General features: G+C 58.5%; 10 protein-coding genes. 3 read left to right on the forward strand and 7 right to left on the reverse strand.

Annotated features, from left to right (window positions below; genetic code table 11):
• Positions 1 to 363: 363 nt before the first annotated feature.
• On the forward strand, positions 364 to 1467 hold the full coding sequence (locus Enr13x_RS16690) for a hypothetical protein (RefSeq protein WP_145387917.1): 1104 nt from the start codon (positions 364 to 366) through the stop codon (positions 1465 to 1467).
• Positions 1468 to 1949: 482 nt separating this feature from the next.
• Here the strand turns inward: Enr13x_RS16690 and Enr13x_RS16695 are convergent, their stop codons facing one another.
• From Enr13x_RS16695 to Enr13x_RS16705, 3 genes are all read right to left on the reverse strand, one after another.
• Positions 1950 to 5384 (reverse strand): FG-GAP-like repeat-containing protein, encoded by a 3435-nt coding sequence (locus Enr13x_RS16695; protein WP_145387919.1) that lies wholly within the window; start codon positions 5382 to 5384, stop codon positions 1950 to 1952.
• A 926-nt stretch (positions 5385 to 6310) separates the two neighbouring features.
• The gene (locus tag Enr13x_RS16700) at positions 6311 to 8530 is read right to left on the reverse strand and encodes an O-linked N-acetylglucosamine transferase, SPINDLY family protein (protein WP_197456081.1); all 2220 of its coding nucleotides are present in this window, start codon (positions 8528 to 8530) and stop codon (positions 6311 to 6313) included.
• A 128-nt stretch (positions 8531 to 8658) separates the two neighbouring features.
• Positions 8659 to 9813 carry a DegT/DnrJ/EryC1/StrS family aminotransferase gene (locus Enr13x_RS16705; RefSeq protein ID WP_145387923.1) on the reverse strand — a complete coding sequence of 385 codons (1155 nt, stop codon included), beginning with the start codon at positions 9811 to 9813 and terminating at the stop codon, positions 8659 to 8661.
• Positions 9814 to 10382: 569 nt separating this feature from the next.
• Between Enr13x_RS16705 and Enr13x_RS16710 the strand changes: the two genes are divergently transcribed.
• Together Enr13x_RS16710 and Enr13x_RS16715 are read left to right on the forward strand one after the other, a co-directional pair.
• Complete coding sequence (locus Enr13x_RS16710) at positions 10383 to 11678, forward strand: transposase (protein ID WP_197455625.1); 1296 nt, start codon at positions 10383 to 10385, stop codon at positions 11676 to 11678.
• Positions 11679 to 11893: 215 nt separating this feature from the next.
• Positions 11894 to 13270, forward strand: coding sequence for a hypothetical protein (locus Enr13x_RS16715; protein ID WP_231744341.1), 1377 nt, complete (start codon positions 11894 to 11896; stop codon positions 13268 to 13270).
• A 68-nt stretch (positions 13271 to 13338) separates the two neighbouring features.
• Here Enr13x_RS16715 and Enr13x_RS16720 read toward each other — a convergent pair whose 3' ends face one another.
• The 4 genes from Enr13x_RS16720 to Enr13x_RS16735 are packed head-to-tail and all read right to left on the reverse strand — an operon-like array spanning position 13339 to position 20481.
• Positions 13339 to 15117 carry a HEAT repeat domain-containing protein gene (locus Enr13x_RS16720; RefSeq protein ID WP_197456082.1) on the reverse strand — a complete coding sequence of 593 codons (1779 nt, stop codon included), beginning with the start codon at positions 15115 to 15117 and terminating at the stop codon, positions 13339 to 13341.
• Entirely contained in the window at positions 15117 to 16781 is a 1665-nt protein-coding gene (locus Enr13x_RS16725; RefSeq protein WP_145387927.1) for an ABC transporter permease subunit, read from the reverse strand. The genes Enr13x_RS16720 and Enr13x_RS16725 overlap by 1 nt, the downstream gene beginning before the upstream one ends.
• Positions 16778 to 17791, reverse strand: a complete 1014-nt coding sequence (locus Enr13x_RS16730; protein ID WP_145387929.1) for an ABC transporter ATP-binding protein — start codon at positions 17789 to 17791, stop codon at positions 16778 to 16780. Before Enr13x_RS16730 ends, Enr13x_RS16725 begins: the two co-directional genes overlap by 4 nt.
• Positions 17788 to 20481, reverse strand: a complete 2694-nt coding sequence (locus tag Enr13x_RS16735) for a hypothetical protein (protein ID WP_145387930.1) — start codon at positions 20479 to 20481, stop codon at positions 17788 to 17790. Before Enr13x_RS16735 ends, Enr13x_RS16730 begins: the two co-directional genes overlap by 4 nt.
• Between the last annotated feature and the right edge of the window lie 101 nt (positions 20482 to 20582).

A 20582-nucleotide genomic window follows, 5' to 3' on the forward strand; every position in this document is an offset into this window, starting at 1 on the left:
CGGGGTCTGTCCCCACACAACCCGGGGTCTGTCCCCACACAACCCGGTCTGTCCCCACACAACCGGGGTCTGTCCCCACACAACGGGTCTGTACACAACCGGGGTCTGGCCCCACACAACCCGGGGTCTGTCCCCACACAACCCGGGGTCTGTCCCCCCACAACCCGGGGTCTGTCCCGGCTTACGGGACAGACCCCATCTGGGAAGAATGACCGAAAAAAGTGCTTGACTTGCCGGCTGCATTCGGGTGGAATGCACCTAGTTAATCAGGCGACGAGATGACTCGTTTTGTTCGCCGCGGATGTTTGAGAATGATCCTCAATCCCGCGGCAGTTTCCGGAAACGGGTTGGGGAGTCTCTGCGATGGCAAGATCCAATCGTTGCGAAGTGATGGATCCGAGCGAAGTTCAAATCTTTCACATCGTCAGCCGAACCACACGAGGTTGTTGGCTCTTCGGCCAGGATTCGATCTCTGGCAAGAATTACGACCACCGAAAAGTCTGGATCGAGGAGTATCTGCAACACTTTGCGGCTTGTTTCGCGATCGACTTGCTTTCCTTCTCCATTCTCTCCAACCACTTCCACCTCGTGCTGCGATCCCGCTCCGACATCGTGGGAACGTGGGACGACACCGAAGTGGCCCGGCGCTGGCTGATGATCTGCCCCGAGCGGAAAGACGACCGGGGCAACCCGATGACGCCCTCACAGGCGGAGCTGGACCGCATTCGCAAATCCCCCGAGAAACTTGTCGAGATCCGATCTAGGCTGAGCAACCTCTCGTGGTGGATGCGTCTTTTGAATCAGCAAATTGCTCAGCGTGCCAACAAGGAAGACGACACAACGGGGCATTTCTTCGAACAACGCTTCAAAGCGATTCCGCTGGTCGACGAAGAGGCTGTTTTGGCCTGTTCTGTCTATGTCGACCTGAATCTGATCCGGGCGTGCATCGCGGAAACGGTGGAGCTGAGTGAACACACGTCGGCACAACGGCGTGTTGAATCGATCCAGGCGTCGCAACAAACTCCACGGGACGACGAGAAAGCATCGGCCGATGGCGAAACTCAAGCCGCCGATCCGCAAGCTCGCCGCGCAGACGCCTTTCTTTCGCCGGTGAATCTTCACGAGGGGACCGCCCCGGCTGGACCGCAGCCGAGCAAGACCAACGCCCGCTGCAGTGACAAAGGCTTCTTGGCGATGAGCGAGGAAGAGTACTTGGAGCTGTTGGACTGGAGTGCTCGCCACTTGGCGCCGGGCAAGCGAGGCAGCACGCCCGAAGGCCATCCGCCAATCTTGGAGCGTCTTGGTTTATCGCCGACGCTCTGGTTGTCGCTCGTTGCAGACTTCGGCAGCCTGTTTTCCACCATCGCGGGCCGTCCGGAGCATCTCGATACCGAGCGGACCAAGCAGACAGGGCGTCGTTTCTACGTTCCAAAGCAAGCCCGCGACCTATTCGGGCAAGCAGCTTAGCCCGCCCCGCCTTCCAACGATCCCCCTCAAAGGAATCAAAGCCACGTTGCTGAGCGTCGCTCGCGGAACGCACGGTGTGACCGCTGGGAAGCAATGCAAGCTTCGTATCAGCTAGGTGCCCAAACGGACGGGCCACTTGGTCATCGGCGAGAAAATCACGGCATCTTCATCCCCAGTGACCCGGCGACAGATCCTCTAACGTGGATCTCCCCGTGGCAACTCGCCCGCGGCACACGTTGAGTGGTTCGACAACCTTTTTCGTTGACTCCAAGCCGAAACCGACTGAACGAATGTGACCATCGGGGTCTGTCCCCGGACCATCGGGGTCTGTCCCCGGACCATCGGGGTCTGTCCCCGGACCATCGGGGTCTGTCCCCGGACCATCGGGGTCTGTCCCCGGACCATCGGGGTCTGTCCCCGGGGAACGGGTGAGCGCAGGGGTGAAATGGCGGGGGCTGGGTGGATGGACGGGGCGGGTGCGTTCAATCGAAGGGGAGTTTCTTCAGGAAACGTTGCCCGAAACGGCCGTAGTCTTGACCGTCGACATCTCCGTCTCCGTCGCTGTCGATGACGGAGTTGAATAACGGGTCGTTCTCCGATTTCAAAAACGTCAATCCGAAACGGCCATAGTCTTGGCCGTCCACATCCCGGTCGCCGTCGCTATCTCCATAGAGTGCAAAGAAACCGTCCGTTTCTGCGACACCAAACGCAAACGTTCCGCCCGAAAGTTGATCGCCATCACCATCGAGGATGACGGTGCTGCGAATGCGACGGACTTTCGTGGGATCGATCGTCAAGTGATAGTTGCCGTCGACCAGTGCCCGGTTCGCGCCGCGCGTCATCGCTCCGCTGAACGCAAGCGTGGCGACTGTATTTCCCTGGACCGTCGCAACCGTGACGCTGTGATCGACGGGGCCACCATCGCTGCCACGCTTCGTGATTTGGAATGCCCCCGGATCGATCTCGACGTAACCTTCGATTTCAACATTGACCTCGGTAACGGTGGATCGTTGACTGTCATCGGGGTCGTTGTTCAAGACGACATCCCCGACTTGGGCGACGTCGAACAATTGCAGCGTGTAGAAATGCTCTTCGTCCGTTCGAATCCCCCATTCGGTCCCAAGAGGATGATCCTGGTACGTCCTTGATGTAAAGTCTCCGCTATAGCTCGGGGCGGAAAAGAGTTCCTTACGGGCTCCCACCTTGACTCCGGCGCGGAAGAAGACATCAACAAACAGATCGCCGCCGAATACGATCGGACTGGTGGAACGGATGATATCGAGTTGGGATCCAGTGAACTTTGTCACGGGCCCCAATTCGATGGGGGCATCCGCATCGAGATACAGGTCATTGAATCGAATTTCCAGTTCACCATCAATCGTGATCTGTACCATCTGACTGATGCGAACATTGTGGATCTCCTTCAAGCGAATCACGGACGGAATCCCACCTTGCGCGACTTCGAACCGACCGTTGCCCAGCGGAAGATTCTCTGTCCTGTAGATTGCGTTGGTGGCTCCCGTGCCGATGATGCTAACATTTTGACGGCTTCGTGGTATCCCGTTCAACCATTCCCCTTCGACCAGAATCCCACCCGGAAGGGAAAAGAAGCCGTCACGGAAATCAACGACGACTCGACTGAGGTAGGTTCCGTTGTCGAAGGTCCCCATTTGAATTGACAACGAGCGGGTCGAAGCCAAGGGAGTCGACGAGAAAACCTGTGGCGGAAAGGTGTAGCTGACCACCTGCAGGTCGCTACCGCTGAGTTCCACATACACGTCTTCGGATAGCGAATCAGGCAGAACAACCTCAACGTCTCCGCCGATCGCAACCTGATAGTCCTCCACTTCACCGTCGGCGGCGTAGCCGGTGGGGTCGGTGATGGCCTGCGATGCGAGCCGCACTCGGGCCATCCGCCGGCCAGGTTGGACGTCGGCGGGAACGTTGTAATTGAGCGTTTGCAGACCGGGGATCACGTCGGCACCGGTACGGATTCTCTCATCGGATTCCCAGACCCCGTCGTCATCCCAGTCGATCCAGGCGGTGACTTTTCCGCTTGATGCGTTTTGTAGATCGATGTTGAATCCGGCCATTTGCCCGGGTTCAATGTCGCCGAACAAAACGCCGTCCTCGTCGGCCCCGTCGCCGTCGGCGTTGGGCGACGGTTGGCCATCGGTTTCGGCATCGCGAGTCGCCCCCAGCCTAGGCCCCGTCGCAACGTGGTACGCGCCGCGGTCGGCAATCGAAGTCGGGTAAGGCGCCGGGGCATCTCCGAAATCGGGTGAGTTGATGTTTCGATGCCAAACGAAGCCGTCGTCGCCTGCGGCCGCACTGACAACATCCAGATCACCGTCCTGATCCAGATCGACGATGGAGATTGGATCCGGTGCATCGATCGACCGCACCAACACTTCGGTAAAATTTTCAGTCCCATCGTTGCGGTACCAAACGACTTGATCGTCATCAAAGAGCGTCGCCGCCACGTCGAAGTCACCGTCGCCGTCCAAGTCACCGATATCGACGTTACCGACCGGATTACCCGCCGATCGTAACGTTCCGCCGTTAGACCATACCCCGGTCCCGCGATTCTCGAACCACTCGATCTTGCCGGTGGAAGCTCCCGTCAGCAAATCGTAGTCTCCGTCGCCATCGATGTCCGAAACGTCAAACGACACAAACGTACGATTGACAACCCCGCCCAGGCTGTCGATTCCAAAGCCCGACGCCCCCTGGTTTTCAAAATAGACAATCCCGGTGGAGTCATTGGGCTTCTCATCGGAAACAAAAATATCAAGGTCTCCATCCCCTTCGAAGTCGATGAGCGTGAGGTCGCGGGGGTCGTCCGCAATGTAACCAAAGGTGCTCGTCGATCGAATGTCGAAGTTCATGTCACCCCGATTGGCAAACCAATACACGCTATCGTCGCGCGGTACACCAAACGCGATGTCAATATCGCCATCTCCATCAATGTCGCCAACGTCTAATGTGGTCACTCCGACTGATGAAAGTCTGGTGTTGATCGAACGAGCCACAAAGACTCCGGAGGAAGTATTTTCGTACCAGGAAACCACTCGGTCGCCCGTGCCCTGTGCGACGACGATGTCCACGTCGCCGTCCCGGTCCAGGTCACGGGCAACAATCTCGGTCGCGTTGATTTGGTCAATCACGTGCTGTTCAAATCGCTCGCTGCCGTCATTTTCGAAGTACAGCAACTGGTTCGTCGTGGGCGACGTGGCAATCAAGTCCACATCGTCGTCGCCGTCGATGTCGGACGCAGTGAACGCAGCGATTTCGGGCGTTCCGCTCGATCCGATCACATGATGCGGCAACACCGCCTCTGTCGCGGCAAGCCCACCGATCGACAGCGGATAGTCCTCCACCTCACCATCATTCGCTTCGCCAGAAACGCCGAGTCCTCCCGCCGTGGACAATCGAAAGCGGGCAAAGGACAGCCCCGGCTTGGCGTCGATGGGCACGTCAAACGTCACGGTGCTGAAGCCACTATCGAGCGATAACGACGAGGCGATTTTTTCCGATCCGCCGTCCCACCGTCCGTTGCGGTTGAAATCGATCCAGGCATCCAGCTTCGCCGGACCGCCTTGAACGTTCACGAAGACCGATGCTCCCACCTGGCCGACGCGGAGGTTTCCGATCGTGATTCCGTCCTCATCAGCCCCGTCCGACTGCGCGACGACTGACGGAACTCCGTCAGATTCGGTGTCGCGCAGAAAACCGAGCGTTGGTCCGGTCGCGATGTGCCGTGCCCCATCGGCTGCCAACGCGGTCGGGTACGGTGACGGCGCATCGCCAAAGTCGCTGGCCAACAAATCGCGGCGTTCCAAAACCTCGCCGCCGAGTCGGCGTAGGTGGCCCCGAACGCGCGCCTGCGATCGCTTCTTGCGAGCATACTGTTTCATCGTCTCCGCCGCCTCGTTCGCCGCTGATCATAACCTAATGAACGAATCTTAACCGAACGCCGAAGCGTTTGCCGGAAAGCGACTGGGATCCAAACGACTGGGGTCAGTCCCCGAACGAAGCCTGAACAAATGTGACCATCGGGGTCTGTCCCCGGACCATCGGGGTCTGTCCCCAGACCATCGGGGTCTGTCCCCAGACCATCGGGGTCTGTCCCCGGACCATCGGGGTCTGTCCCCGGACCATCGGGGTCTGTCCCCGGACCATCGGGGTCTGTCCCCGGACCATCGGGGTCTGTCCCCGGACCATCGGGGTCTGTCCCCGGACCATCGGGGTCTGTCCCCGGACCATCGGGGTCTGTCCCCGGACCATCGGGGTCTGTCCCCGGACCATCGGGGTCTGTCCCCGGACCATCGGGGTCTGTCCCCGGACCATCGGGGTCTGTCCCCGGACCATCGGGGTCTGTCCCCGGACCATCGGGGTCTGTCCCCGGACCATCGGGGTCTGTCCCCGGACCATCGGGGTCTGTCCCCGGACCATCGGGGTCTGTCCCCGGACCATCGGGGTCTGTCCCCGGAACATCGGGGTCTGTCCCCGGAACATCGGGGTCTGTCCCCGGAACATCGGGGTCTGTCCCCGGAACATCGGGGTCTGTCCCCGGAACATCGGGGTCTGTCCCCGGAACATCGGGGTCTGTCCCCGGAACATCGGGGTCTGTCCCCGGAACGGTGGGGAACGCCACCGGGATGGCGTGGGCTAAACCCTTGACGGCGGGGTCTGTCGGCCGGGGTGGTTTCGATTGGTTAGCGGCAGAGCGCGCGTCTCCCGGTACTCGAGTGTGTGTTCAAGCTGGTACCGGACGGCTCGCGGGCTGTCGATTTCTGCCCGTTCGCACCGTTCCGCTAACTCCTTCAGTGACGTTGTTCCGTTAAGAACAGATTTCGCCAGAAGCTTGGCTTGACGCCGTCTCGATGCCTGGCGTCACCGGCGTGATTGCGGTTGCGGGCTGCTCGTCGCACCAACGTTTCCAGGACTGTCGGTACGCTTTCTCGAGCTCGGTGACGAAACGCTGTTGATCAGCGATCGTCCGCCGCGTCGTCTCCCGTAGCGTTCGGCGCAGCCCTTCCAGCTCTTCAAGATCACCGGCGAGTCGGCCGACCAAGGACGCGTACTCGTCGATCGACTTGGCAATCCATTCGGGTTTGCCGAGGTGGTGAACGATCCCCGCAGTCCCTCGCGATGGCCGGTTGTTGCCATAAAAGCCGACAACCGGAATTCCCATCCACAAGGCCTCCATCGTCGTCGTCCCGCCCGCCCACGGCGTCGCGTCGAGTCCGAGATCGATCTCGTGATACGTTTCCAAATACGAATCGCCGCGATAGACGCTGCGGACTTCGATGCGGCTTTCATCGATCCCGCGCTGAACCAACGCGCTGATCAACTCCTTTTTCAACGGCTCGTTAAAACGCGTGTTGAACGCAAGCAGCCGTGCATCGGGACATGCCTTCAAGGCGGCCGCCCACAAATCGTGCGTCGACGAGGAGATCTTGAATGGTCGGTGCAACGAACCGAACGTGACATAGCCGTTGCGACGGGCAGGCAAGGAGGACAATTCGGGTGCATTGTTAGGCGGCGCGAAACAAAACGACCCACCCGGAATCCGAATCAGCTCCTCGGTGTGCAACGTCGGCTCGCCGATGGGATTTTGCACGTCGCAAGTCAGGCAATAATCGATCGCTTTCAATCCCGTGGTGTTGGGATAACCGAGCCAGGAGATCTGGATCGGCGCGGGTTTGTACGCCAGCGCCGGCAACCGATTCCCCGACGTGTGTCCGGCCAGATCTACCAAGATGTCGATCTGGTCATCGAGGATCTGCTGAGCAACCTGCTGGTCCGAATACCCCAGCGTGACGCGCCAATGATCCGAAAGCGTCTTCAACTGTTCCGTCACGTGGTCTCCCAGACCGGACTCATAATAACAATAGATTTCAAACGCTGACCGGTCGCGAAGTCGCAAAAGCGGCTCAAAAAATGCCGTGACGGCGTGCTCGCGAAAGTCAGCCGAGGCGTAACCGATTCGCAGTTTTCGGTTCGGATCACGCACGTTGCGGCGTCGTTGCAGCGGCTGGACGTTTCCGTGCACCTCGCCCCAACGGACGTGTTCTTCGAACAACTGCCGAGGGTCGATGTCGGGATCACCGCTCATCAAATACAACAAACAGCCGTGGGCGCCGCTCATGCGGGGATCTTGCTTGACGGCTTCGGCAAAGCATTCGGCCGCTTCACGCCGCCGATCGGACTCGATGTAGACAAACCCCAACGAGCAACGCGCGTGTGCGTCGGCCGGATCGAGTTCCAAGGCAAGCTGAATCTCTGACTCCGCCTTCGCCACATCGCCCATGCTGAGCAACACGGTCCCCAAATAATGGTGTGCCTTGGCATAGTGGGGAAATTCCACGACCAGTTGCTTGAAACGCTCGGCCGCCTCGTCGAGTCGCCCAAGATTGACCAGTGTCCGCGCGAGCGTCAACTTGGAAACCAAATCGCTGGGACGGGCCTGCACCACACGCTGAAGCAACTCCAGTGACTGCTCCCACTTGCATTGGCGTCGGTAGCATTCACCCAAATTCCCCAGCACGTCGAGGTTGCCGGCGTTGCGTTGGAGCAGATCATCATAGATCTGTTCGGCGTCGTGAAGACGATTCTGTCGGACCCAACAATTTGCCAGGTTCATGGCCGCATGTTCGGAATCTGGACTGATCCGAATCGCCTGTTGGAACTGCTCCTCGGCTTGTTCCAATTGCCCAAGATCAAGCAAGAAGACTCCGAAATTGTTTCGCGTATCCGGGTTGTCTGGCTCAACAACCACCAATTGGCTGAGCATCTGATGAGCCCGTTGGAGGTCTCCCATCGCGTGATACACCAGCGCCAGATGGCCCATCAATTCCGGATGATCCCCGAGCAGCCCTTGAGCCTTTTGCAAACAATCCAATGCACTCGGGTAGGCTGCGGCGGAATAAAGCGTCATCCCGAGCAGATGCCAGGCATCGGCGTGGTTCGGATCCACGCTCAGTACTTCGCAATACAATTGCTTGGCCTGTTCCAGATTCCCCGCTTTCTGTAGCGATAGCGCAGTTTCAATTTTCATCGCCAGACCACGCGTGTCCGCAGCGGGACGATGCGGCGGGCGCGGCTTTCGTCGTTTCGGGAGTTTTGGTTTGCTGCGTGCCATCGTAACCTTGTTCCAAATGAAAACGGGTGCGAGAAGCCTGGACATCAATAACCGCGGATCACCCGACAAACGCGATCGATGTCTGATTCGTCAATCGCCGAACCGGTCGGCAGACAAATCACTCGATCACAGAGCGTCTCGGTGTTCTGTAACGCAAGGTTTTGATGGCGAGGCATCGATTGATAGGGTTCCATCCGATGGCACCCTGGATAAAAGTACCGACGGGCTCGAATCTGTTGAGCGTGCAACCGAGCCACCAATTCGTCTCTGCTGACACGAAAACGACTCTCGTCGATCTCGATGACCACGTATTGCCAATTGGTCTGCTGCAGATGGTCGTACGTCAACAGCCGCAATCCCGCGATCCCTTCCAGGTGTGCACGATAGAGCTGGTGATTGTGTCGGTTCTTTTCCAGCAGCTGATCCAAGCACGGCAACAGCGACAATCCCATCGCGGCGCAGACTTCGGGCATTTTTGCATTCGTGCCCAAATCAACGACCGTGTCCATTCCGGCAAAGCCAAAATTTTTGATCAACGCCAGTCGCTCCGCCAGCGCGTCGTTGTTGGTCGCGATCGCTCCGCCTTCGAACGTGTTGAAGAATTTGGTGGCGTGGAAGCTGAACACTTCGCAATCACCGAAGTTGCCGATCATCTGATCGTCTTTCGAACAGGCGAAGGCGTGAGCGGCATCGTAGACCACCGCCAAACCGTGCTTACGTGCCAGGTCTTCGATCGCTTTGGTGTCGCAGGGATTTCCCCAAAGATGCACACCGACAATCGCACTCGTTTTCTCCGTGATCAGCGCCTCGATGCTCTGCGGACAAATTGTGTGATTGTCGCGATCGACGTCTGCGAAGACGGGTGTCAGTCCGCCCCACTGCGCCGCGTGAGCGGTCGCAACGAAGGTGAACGACGGCACAATGACTTCGCCGGTCAGATTCAGTGCGTGGTAGGCCAGCTGCAAACCGATCGTCGCATTGCAAACCGCAAAACAATGCTTGACGCCCAAATACGCACGCAACTTCGCTTCCAACTCTTTGACCACGCAACCGTCGTTGGTAAACCATCGCCGCTCAAAGATCTGGTCGACGAGTTGATCGAAGTAGGCGCGGTCACCGACATTCGGAGCCCCGACGTGCAGCACGTCATCTCGGACGACCTTTCGATCGATCCGATGCGTGGTCTTTGTGACTGACATTCGCGATACGCAGACCAATGGAACAGCTGGGATGAATCTCTGAAGACGCACCACTTGTTGTCGGATGGTCGATTCATCCTCCTACAGGATAAGCTGCGATTGGGCTGATTGCCCTTGGCATCAACGAGGCGAATCGGTGGTGCCGAATCGTGGAAATCATGAAGAAACACGGGCGAAGAAGCGTGTTCGGCACAACAGTCGCAACCCGACGCAGCGTCACGAGGGTTTTCCCTCGCCAGCTCACTGCACGCTATACTGGTCGAGCGAAACAGGGGGCACGTACGAATGAAAAGGGCATAAGCGTTGGTGTGCAGGCTTTAGCTGCCTCGTTTCGCTGCGCCGCAGCGACCGGGAATCGCTTAAGGACCGTCGGAAGAATAAGTGGCGGGGATTGATTGTGGGATAGGCTTCCAGCCTGTCGTTTTCGCCATGACAGGCTGGAAGCCCAGGGCTGTAAGGGTATCGCGTGACCGCGATTTTTGTGTATTCCCGTGTTTTACGCTACACGGAGGTTCGCGATGTCATCGAAAGTTTTTGATCGGTTTGTAACCAAGGCACCATTTGCTGTCATGACCAGGGCGCTCACGCAGGACTTTATCGGGAGCGATTTGCAACTGGTTTTCGATAACAATCGAGAAAAGCAGTATGAGTACCTCGCCACATTCCAGGCAGTGGCGATGACGGTCGCTGACGTGGCCTTGAATTTCAGCGAGAATTTCAATCAAGCCTACAAGGAGCACAAAGAGAATCTCGACGTTTCTCGACAGTCATTCTATGCCAAAACCAGAGGCATAGAACCAGCGGTAAGTGAGTCGCTCGTTTCGCACGCGGCAAAGCGGACTATCCAAATGCAAGACGCGATGGGGTTCACACCCTGGGAATTGCTTCCAGGTTATCGTTGCTTGAGTATTGATGGGAATGTCTTGGCGAAGTCTGACAAAAGATTGAAAGACCTTCGAGACGTCAAGGGTGCACCGTTGCCGGGTAAACTAGTCGCGAGGTTTGACCTACAGCGACAGGTGTTTGACCGCGCGTACGTGCTGCTTGACGGCCACGCGCAAGAGTCGACGTGTTGCGATCGGATCGTGGATGATATCCAGCCGAATGATGTCGTAATTGCGGACCGGCATTATTGCATCGTCCCATTCCTCAACAAACTCGCTCAATCCAAAAGCTTCTTCGTGATCCGCCAGCACGGGCGTTTGAAAGGCGTTTTACTGGGAAAACGCAAACGCATTGGCCGCAGCAGCACAGGCGTAGTCTACGAACAAGCGTTGAAACTATCTGCTGCCGAAGATGCCATGGTGGTTCGCCGAATCACTGTCATATTGGACTCGCCAACGCGAGATGGCGACGAAGAGATTCACGTGTTGACGAATCTTCCCGCCACAGTTTCGGCTAAGGACGTGGCAGAGGTTTACCGGCATCGCTGGGAAGAAGAAACCGCGTTCAATATTTTACAGATGACGCTCACTTGCGAGAAATCAGGTGTCGGTCATCCCAAAGCAGCAACGTTCCTGTTTTGTATGTCGCTGCTCGCGTTCAATCTTCGACAAACCATCTTTGCGGCTTTGTTTGCGACCCATGACGAATCAGAGGTGGAAGCGATCAGCCACTTTCACGTCTCAAAAAATGTCTCCGATAAAACCGAAGGGATGTTGATTGCGATCACCGAGGACGAGTGGGCAGAATTGATTCCGACGACAATCAAAGGCCTCGTCGCGATGCTGAAGAAGATCGCTCGGACGATCGACCTAAAGGAGTACAGAAAATCGGTCCGCGGCCCGAAGAAGAAAAAGCCGCACCGATCAAGGAATGTAGCCTCGTCTCATGTTTCGACCGCGAAACTGCTAGGATTGACCTAGCAGGATACCCTTACAGCCCTGGGCTGGAAGCCTATCCCACTTATTCTTCCGACGCTCCTCAAAGCTAGACACCAACGGTTGCTGAATCCCGTTTTACTCATGCCCGTTCCAATCGCGGCACCCTCCGTTTAATAGTTGACGAAGCACTAGCGACGCTCTGGAGCAGGATTCGAGACCAGCGCGGACCGACACACACGAGGCGTATGGGATTGGCGATGAATATCAACCGACGTGACGCGATCCGCGTGACAGCTGCGTCCCTTGGCTCAGTGGCCGCGTTGCCTTCGTTTGGCGTGTCCGTCGCCGAAGAAACGACACCAACCTCGGCAACCATTCAAGTGCTGCATCCGCGGGCTCGGGTACCGTTGTCGTTCATCATCGATGATTCGACTTGCCTGGTGAACATGGGGCATTTTTGCATGCCGCAATTCGCCCATGCCTGGCCCGAGCGCGACGTCTACCAACAACCGTGGCGCGAATGGCCGCGTGAAATCCCGGACCGGTTTGTCCGCGAGTTCGGCGAGTGGTGCGCCCAGCACGATGTCAAAGGAAAATACAGCATCGTTCCCTATCCCGCCTGTGTGGGATGGCTGGACAGGACCCTGCCGGGATGGTCACGGCAGGATCTGGACAACAGCCTGGCCCTGGTCCGCGATCTGATGATGCCCAACTGGGACATTCACCCTGAAATGATCACCCACACTCGCGTGATCGACTTGAAGACTGGTCGACCGATGGCCGAAGTCAACGCGGGGACGATGGAGAACAGCTATCCGCAAACCGACATCAGCACCGATCACTTGACCGAATACCTGGCCTACGCGCTACGGATCTTGAAAAATTGCGGATTGAATTGCGACGGCATCACCACACCGGGCGGATTCGGAAACCGCGTGAAAGAAAAGCTGCCCGTCGCCGCCGGCCAAGCGGTCCGTGATGTGTACGGCAGCGAGTTGCCACACTATTTCAAGTACGTCAAAACCGGCGACGAATCCACCGAACCGCAATTGGAGTTTGACGGCGATCGCGTTCTTTCCAACTTGACCATGAACGTCCCGGCGGGGACGGGTGATTGGTTCGGCAGCTGGGAAGGCAGCAAGGTGTCTGATCCGGATCGCTATTGCACCCCCGACGCCACGTCGGGGCGGATGGTGGAATTGATCGAGCGTGGTCAACCGGCGGTGATGCTGTGCCATTGGCCGGGCATGTATTGCAACGGCACCAAGACGGGATTCAACGCCTTCAAACGTGTGGTCCAATCACTGGCGTCACGGTTTGGTGACCAGACGCTTTGGATGAAGGTCAGTGAAATCGGACGCTATTGGGCCGCCAAAGAGATGACCAGCCTGACGCGAAGCGACGCGAACACGATCGAATTGAACGCCCCGCTCGCCTGCGAGAACTTTACGGTCTCGGTCGGTTCGACATCGATCAGCAAGGTTCCATCACTTTCACATGTCGGCTCGCAATGGCCGCTGCAACAGGTGGCATCGCTTTCACGTTTGCAAAACGGAACCTTTGTCCGCGTCGATGGCGACGTGGTGGTTTGCCTGGATCTGCCCAAGGGTGCAAGTCGGCTGAGTCTGGGATAGCATGTTGGGCGGAATGGTCCGCTAACATGCCGAGAGTCTCGACGACGACCTGCGACCGCTTTGCATCGTCACTGATCGTCGGACAACGGTTTCAGGAACCAGTCTTCGTAGTCGGTGATGATCGGCGAGACGGTCGGCGGCGAGGATTCACCGGTCAGCTGCTCGATCGCCCAGTGGCAGGAAAAACTGACTTCGCTGCCGAATTTGGTCGCAAACCGTCGCAAATCCGGCAAAGCAGCCTTCGCCTTCATCCGCCCCAGGCTTTGGGCACACATCGCGCGCACGGTGCCATACTCCGGTTCCAGCGATTCGACATCATTGAGCCGTGCGAGCAGCATGTCGACCAGATCGTCGGGGGCCTCGTCGGGGTACAGGAATCCGACACTCCACGCCGCAGCGGTTCGCGCCCGTTCGCCGAGTGAAAAGTTGCGAGGCACGTAGGCCCTGACCAACGCGTCGGCTTCGCGGTAGTGCATCTGTCCAAACGCTTGGAAAAGCTGGGACATCAGATCGACCACGCCGGGAGAGCCCGCATTGAGTTTTCGTTTCTGAAACTGATCGTGGATTTCGGTCGCACGCCCAAGCATTGCCGGCAAGTGTTGCCGTTGCCCGAATCGCCGGAGCCCCCAACCCGCCGTCACCATCACTTCGCCGCGCGGGTGTCGCAATAAATCGACGAGTCGATCTCCGGCCGGTTTGTGGTCCAAGCTGACCAGCACCCGTGTGGCTTGCTCACAGCCTCGCCAGGAGTCTTGATCAAGAATCCCCGAGACTTGCGAGAGGACTTCATCGCGGAGTGACGGAAGCTGGGCGAGTTGAAACAACGCGACTGCTACTTGCTGGCGCAGGCCCGGATTGACGTCGTCGAGCAGCGTTGCGAGGGGCGCGATGCGAGCTGCCTGTTTGCTGTCGATCAGTGCCGAGGCGATCGTGCGGCGGACGTTGACGTCTGGACTGGCGATCGCCTGGTCGGTGAACTCGAGCACGATCTTGAAATCGATTTCGTAGAGCCGCCGAAGTGCCTCGGATTGCACGACGGTACTGCTGCGGCTCATCAACGATCGGAGCAACTTGATCGCCGCCGGATCGGTATGCCGGCTCAACAAGGCGATGGCCAACACGTCCGCAACGATGTCGCCGTCACCCTCCGCGCCGCCGATCAACTCGGCAGCCAGCGGCTGGAGCCCCGACGCGGACAGTTGACCGAGCGACCGCGCCGCGGCCAGTCGGATTCCACCAGGCAACGAATCGTCGCGGACGTAGCGACGAAGCGGTTTCGATCCGTCGTGCAGTTCCAGTGCGCCCACCCCTTGGATCGCAATGACCAGAGATTGCCGCCGCGCCCCGGTTTCGCTCAACCGCGCAAGCCACTGCTGAGACATTTCCGGCGACTTCCACTTCACCAACGCGGGCTCGACGAGCGACGAAATCGCGGCCCCGTATTTCTGGGCCAACCTCGCCAACAGCGGAGCCTGATCGCGGGCGTCCAATTCGATCAATGCACGAACCGCCGCGCGTCGCACCGAAGCGTCCACTTCACTCGTTCCGGCCAATTCAACCAAGGCCGGCAAGGCCGCGTCAATGCCTTCCATCCCTCGGCGGTGTGCAATCGCAATCGTGTCGATCGTGACGCGTTGCAGTTGGGCGTTGGGCCGTGCCAATGCGTCCAACCATAGCGGTATCGCATCGTTTGATACTTTCAGTTGCGTTTCACGATAGGAGAACGCAGGATCCGTTCCCATCACGTCATCGACGTTCAAGATGGATGGCACCGGATCGGCTGCACCCGCGGGGATGCCGCACACCGGAAGCGACGCGAGGGCAACGGCAATCCAGACCGAGAGCATTAAACGGGACGAGTGAGACGCCATACTTTTAAACCAAAGACCAAGAACATGAGAGCCGAGAAGCCGCCGGAGATGTACCACGCGGCGGGCAGCAAGTTGTAATTTTCAAACCCCGGTGTTTCGATCACGCTAAGTGCCGCGCCGACCGGATTGACCAGCAACACGCGTTGGACCATCTCGAATCCGAACGGGGCGCCACGTCCGAGCCAAACCAACAGCGGGACCAAGAACAGTGCCATGACGACGACATAGGTGACGGTGGTCGCGACGGCCGTGGTTCGAAACAAACTGCCGACCGCGGCGCTGACCGCCACCGTGTAAACCACCGTCCAGGCCAGACAGACCAGCACCAAATTGACCTGGTACCACATTTGGGGCTCGATGTAGATCATCACCAGGTACCCCGGCAGCGTCGCCATCAATACCAACAACAGCGTCCAAAGCACACTGAGCAGTTTTCCTCGCACGATTTTCAGCGACGTCAGCGGTGTCAGACGCAGCAATTCCCAACCACCGCCGTCACGTTCGCCGCTGATCAATCCGGAGGTCAAGCTGGGAGTCATCACGACAATCAAGATCACTTGCAGTATCACCACCAACCCGCCGATGGTTTCGGTGCCCCAGCTCGTCACGCTCGTGGCGGCGGCGAAGGTCAGCACCATGGAGACGACGGCACACAGCGCGACCAATCGAAACAGCCATTGGGATCGGCCGAAGCGACGGCAACGAAACTCCTTGACCATGACCGGGTTCAGGTACCAGGGGATGCCGGGTTTGCGGCGCTGTGGATCGACGATGAACAGGAATCGACGCAGCAGCCGCGTTACCAATCCGCGCTCGTCGGTGATCACGCCTTGCGCACGCGACTGGTCAAAAATCCGATAATTCAATCTGGAAATCGTGACCGCGGCAAAGATCAAGCTGCTGACCAGCGTGACCACGATGAATTGCACGTTGCCGGGTGACGCGATCAGTCCCCTGGATCCCAGTCCGCCCTGTCCCATGATCTGCATCACCACCGGCACGGGCGAAAGGTAGCGTGCCCACTGCGCGACGGTTCCCATCACCCCGCTCCCACCGGGAAAAAACGCATCCGGGACCAGTGTCAAAAAGAACAGTGCAAAAATGATCGAATAGGTCAGCCGCACTCCGGCGTCGGTCGATTGCACATAGCTGCTGATCAACATTCCCAACGTGGCGTATTGAAACACCAACACCAACAGCACGAAGTAAAACAGCCCCAGTCCGCTGCGCAAGTCAATCCCTCCCATCGCGTAGCAGGCCGCGGCCCCCGGCATACTGGCCAGCAAGACCAGCAGGGCGAACAGCAAGACGCCGGCAAGTTTGCCGAAATAGATCGACAGCGGGCTCAGTGGCGAATTCAACAACAGGGCCAACGTGCCGGCGTTTTTTTCATTGACGATCGACGTGGCCGGAAACGCCGGAACCAGAAAAACGACACCCGCCAACAAGCCGTAACCGAACACACGAAACACCTGGATCGACTGCACGCCGCTCAGGTCAACGGTGGCATCGGTCGGCCAGCGCATCAGCACCGCGATGGAAAACGTGACCGTCAGCGCCAGCAGCGTTGCGAACGCCTTGGGTGAGCGGACGATTCCGAAGAATTCACGCTGTACGACGGGATTGAAGGCCGAACTCATGACGTCGCCTCTTGCGTTGCCGGCTGTGACTCCGGCGTATCGCCGCCGTGACTGCCGCTGGCGACCGACAAAAAGGCGTCTTCCAGATCGGTCGGAACTTCGCGAAATTGGGCGATCGCTTCGCCGGATCCCACCAAGTGGGTCAACAGCGGCGTGATTTCCCGATCGTTCAATCCGGTGGTGAAACGAACCATCGTCTCGGCGGTTGCCCCGGTCACTTCGGATTCATGGTTCATTTCACTCGACCACGACTCCACCAACGCGACCACGCGATCGACTTGATCGTGGTCGACCAATTGAATTTCAAAGGTCCGTCGTTGCTGGATGTCGCGCATGATTTCGTCCAGCGTCCCGAACGCCCGCAGCCGTCCCTTGGTGATCATCGCCACGATGTCACAAACGCGCGCCAGTTCGGGCAGGATGTGACTGGTGACGATCAATGTTTTTCCCATTTCCGCCAGCCGCAACAACATTGTTCGCATGTCGATCCGTGCTTGTGGATCAAGCCCGTTGGCCGGTTCGTCCAGAATCATCACCTGGGGATCGTGCATCAACGTCCGAGCGATCGCCACACGCTGCTGCATCCCGCGACTGAGCGCATCGACGAACAGATCTTTCATGTAGGTCGCGCCGGCGATCTCCAGCACTTCATCAATCCGCACGATCCGTTGGCGACGCCCGATGCCGTAGGCGGCGCCGAAAAAATCTAGATACTCGCCGACTCGCATGTTGTTGTACTTGCCGAAATCATCGGGCATGTAACCGACCAGACGTTTGATCTTGCGTGATTCGGTCAAGCAGTCTGCACCGGCGATTCGGGCCGTGCCGCTGGTCGGTTTGAGCAGCCCGACCAGGATACGAATGGTGGTCGTTTTGCCGGCACCGTTAGGTCCGATGAATCCCAAGATCTGGCCGCTGTGGACGGTGATGGAAAGGGAATCCAAGGCGGTGAATTCATCATACCGCTTGGTCAGATCCACGGTTTCGATGATGGGTTGTTGATCGGTCACGGTGTGCCTGTATCGGAAGCTTCGTCGAGAGAGGGAAGATCGCTGGCGTTGATCTGCGCCACCGCATCAAGATGAACGTAGTCGATTTGCCAGGTCGCGTTGTCGACCACTTGATCGCCCGCTTCACCCGAGCCCGAGCGGGTGGCCCGTTGCTCGGTCGCCTCGAACGATTCGGTGACACCAAACGCCAACCACAAACCGCCGTCGGCGTGCAGACGCAAGGCGTCTTCCGATTCGATCGCGAATTCGATCACCCCGGTTGCGTTGTCTCGTTGAAAGACTCTCGTGGGCTGGCCATCGACAAGCGCGTTGACAAAAAACGTGCGCGAAGGAGCGTTGATTTTCATCGTCACATTGACGCGTTGAAGCGTCATCGGGCGGGCGGCATCGGGAAACTGAAACAACAACCGTGCTTCGGCCGCCTTCGTCATCTCCGGAAGCCACTTTCCCGTTCGCGGATTAAACAGAGTCGTTCGCCCCTGTGGTCCCCAGAAGGCTTTGGTTCGGATAAAGCTGGATGGAATCCGAAACTCGACTCCGGCAGCGGGTCGTTCCAATTGAATGGGAATGGACATCAACGCGGCTCCGCTGTGATCGAAACGGTCGGCAAACTGAACGCCCAAGTCGAGCGGATCGGTCCACACCAACAGCGACGGCCCTTGGCCGAGCGAATGACCATCGGCTGAGCTGAGCACCGTATCGAAGAAGTCCCGGCGCGTCCGCTGCTGATCGGTCAGCATGGAACCGGGAATGAACTGACCGGGTGGAAGCCGATCGGAGACGGGCGCGATGACCTGCCCACCGGCGGCATCCGCATCGATGGTGACCGCGGTCATCGGCGCCGGTGAGGCGACGATCAATCCGTCCTGGCACGTGTTGGGGTCAATTCCCCTGAGTGTGCCGCGAAAGCCTTCGCCATCAAACGTGCCGCGCAAACGGATCGGTTGTTGGAGCGTGATGGCTGAATCGGACCCCAAGTGTCGGACGACTCCGGGCGGTTGCCCCGGACCGAGCCAACGGCTGGTGCCGTCGTCTTCTAAACTGACCCGACGTGTTTCCGACGTCCCCACGTTCTCCATCGGCATCGTCATCACTTGGTGGCTGGAAATCAAACCCAACTCACCGCTCTGTTGACTGTAGACGGCTCGGATCGTGGACACGTCAGCTTCGTCGGTCGCCGGGCGAACCTGGACGACTTGGCTGGTGGCGACCGTCGACGGGATGGCGGTGGCATGCGAAGAGCCGATCGCCAGCATGATCACCGTTGTCACGATTGCCGAGACGGGAACCAGCAACGCCATGCGTTCGAGTCGCCGTTGGCGGGCCCACCAAACACCGCCGATCAAGATCACCAACGCGTTGATGCCCAGCACGATGGCGGCCGTCGAGCGACGGGGAATCTGATAGCCGATCTGGTCGTCGACGATCGGCTTCATTGCGGCGACCAGATCCTGCGATTGGTTCTTGGGTTCAAAAAATTCTCGCGCAAGTTGGTTCAATCCGGCGGTGACTCGGCGGTCGGAATGGATCCAGCCATCGGCGCCCAAAGCCGTGAACAAGACTTCGCCATCACCGACAGGTTTCCAGAACGCAACCGGCCATCCGTCGATGCGGCAAACGACGTCATCGGACTGCGTCAACACCCGCAGCATCGTGACGGGATTTTCCGAAGACCAGCTTTCGGTCGAACCGTCCGTCCCCTTGATCGGATCAATGGTCTGCAATTCAAACGCATTCAATTCGCTGCGATCGATCACGGTAAAGTCCGCGTCGTCGCCGAGCAGATCGTCGACAAGTGACCGGCTGGTTGCATCCAGCATGATCCAAGCCCGGCCGCCACGGCGAATCCAACGACGGATCGCGAGCACGCCATCGGAATCGTATCGCAACTGGTCGCCGGCGATCACGACCTGGTCCAGTTCGTCCAACGCACCATAAGTCGGCGGCATGAAATTGGACAGGAAACTCACGATCGGCAGATCACTCGGACTCATGGTGACCGCATCACGCCCCGCGTTCAGAACCGTGTTCAATCGCTCCCGTATGGCGTCACGTTCCGTTGAATCCTCAAAATCAAGTGGATCGGCGAACAGCCCCGTGTTGATCTCATTGTCGACCAACATCAGCGACCGCACCGACACGGGCATCTGATTGACGTTGTCGGTGAACGATTCTTCTCCCTCCGATTCGGCGATGCGTATCATCGACAGGTCGACTCGGTTGCCGTCGATTCGCCCGCTCGGCGGAATCGCCACCGGCAACCAGGATTGGCGTTTGCTCCGCGCGGGAAGCCAAAACCGCGTCGAAAATTGAAGGTTGGGATCATCTCCCACAAAGACCGAAACGACCTCTTCGACATCCTGGTCCGTGGGATTGACTCCCACGACGGCCAGCGACGCCCATCCGCCGCTGGCAAACCGCTGAACACCGGACGGCATGACCGTGACGGCGATCCCCGCCGGGTCGCCTGCCTGGGGGTCGTCTGCGGGCGGATCATTTGCGGGCGGATCATTTGCGGACGGATCATTTGCGGACGGATCATTTGCTGATGCCGCCGCGGTCGTTGCGGACACATCGTCCTGTGCCATCGCCCCCGTCGAGCATCCTGCCGGATGGACCAGCAAACCGCACATCGCAAGAACGCAGACCATGTGGTGGATTTTGGCCGCACTCAGGGTCGTTGGGATCATCCGCTACTGCTCAATTTCAAAAGTGGGTTCCGCGTCACGCCAATGTTAACGTCTTCGCGATGCGACAGCGACTCAGCGGCGTCAAACCGCCCGATTTCTTT

The sequence above is a fragment of the Stieleria neptunia genome (assembly GCF_007754155.1).
In the GTDB taxonomy this organism is placed as follows: domain Bacteria; phylum Planctomycetota; class Planctomycetia; order Pirellulales; family Pirellulaceae; genus Stieleria; species Stieleria neptunia.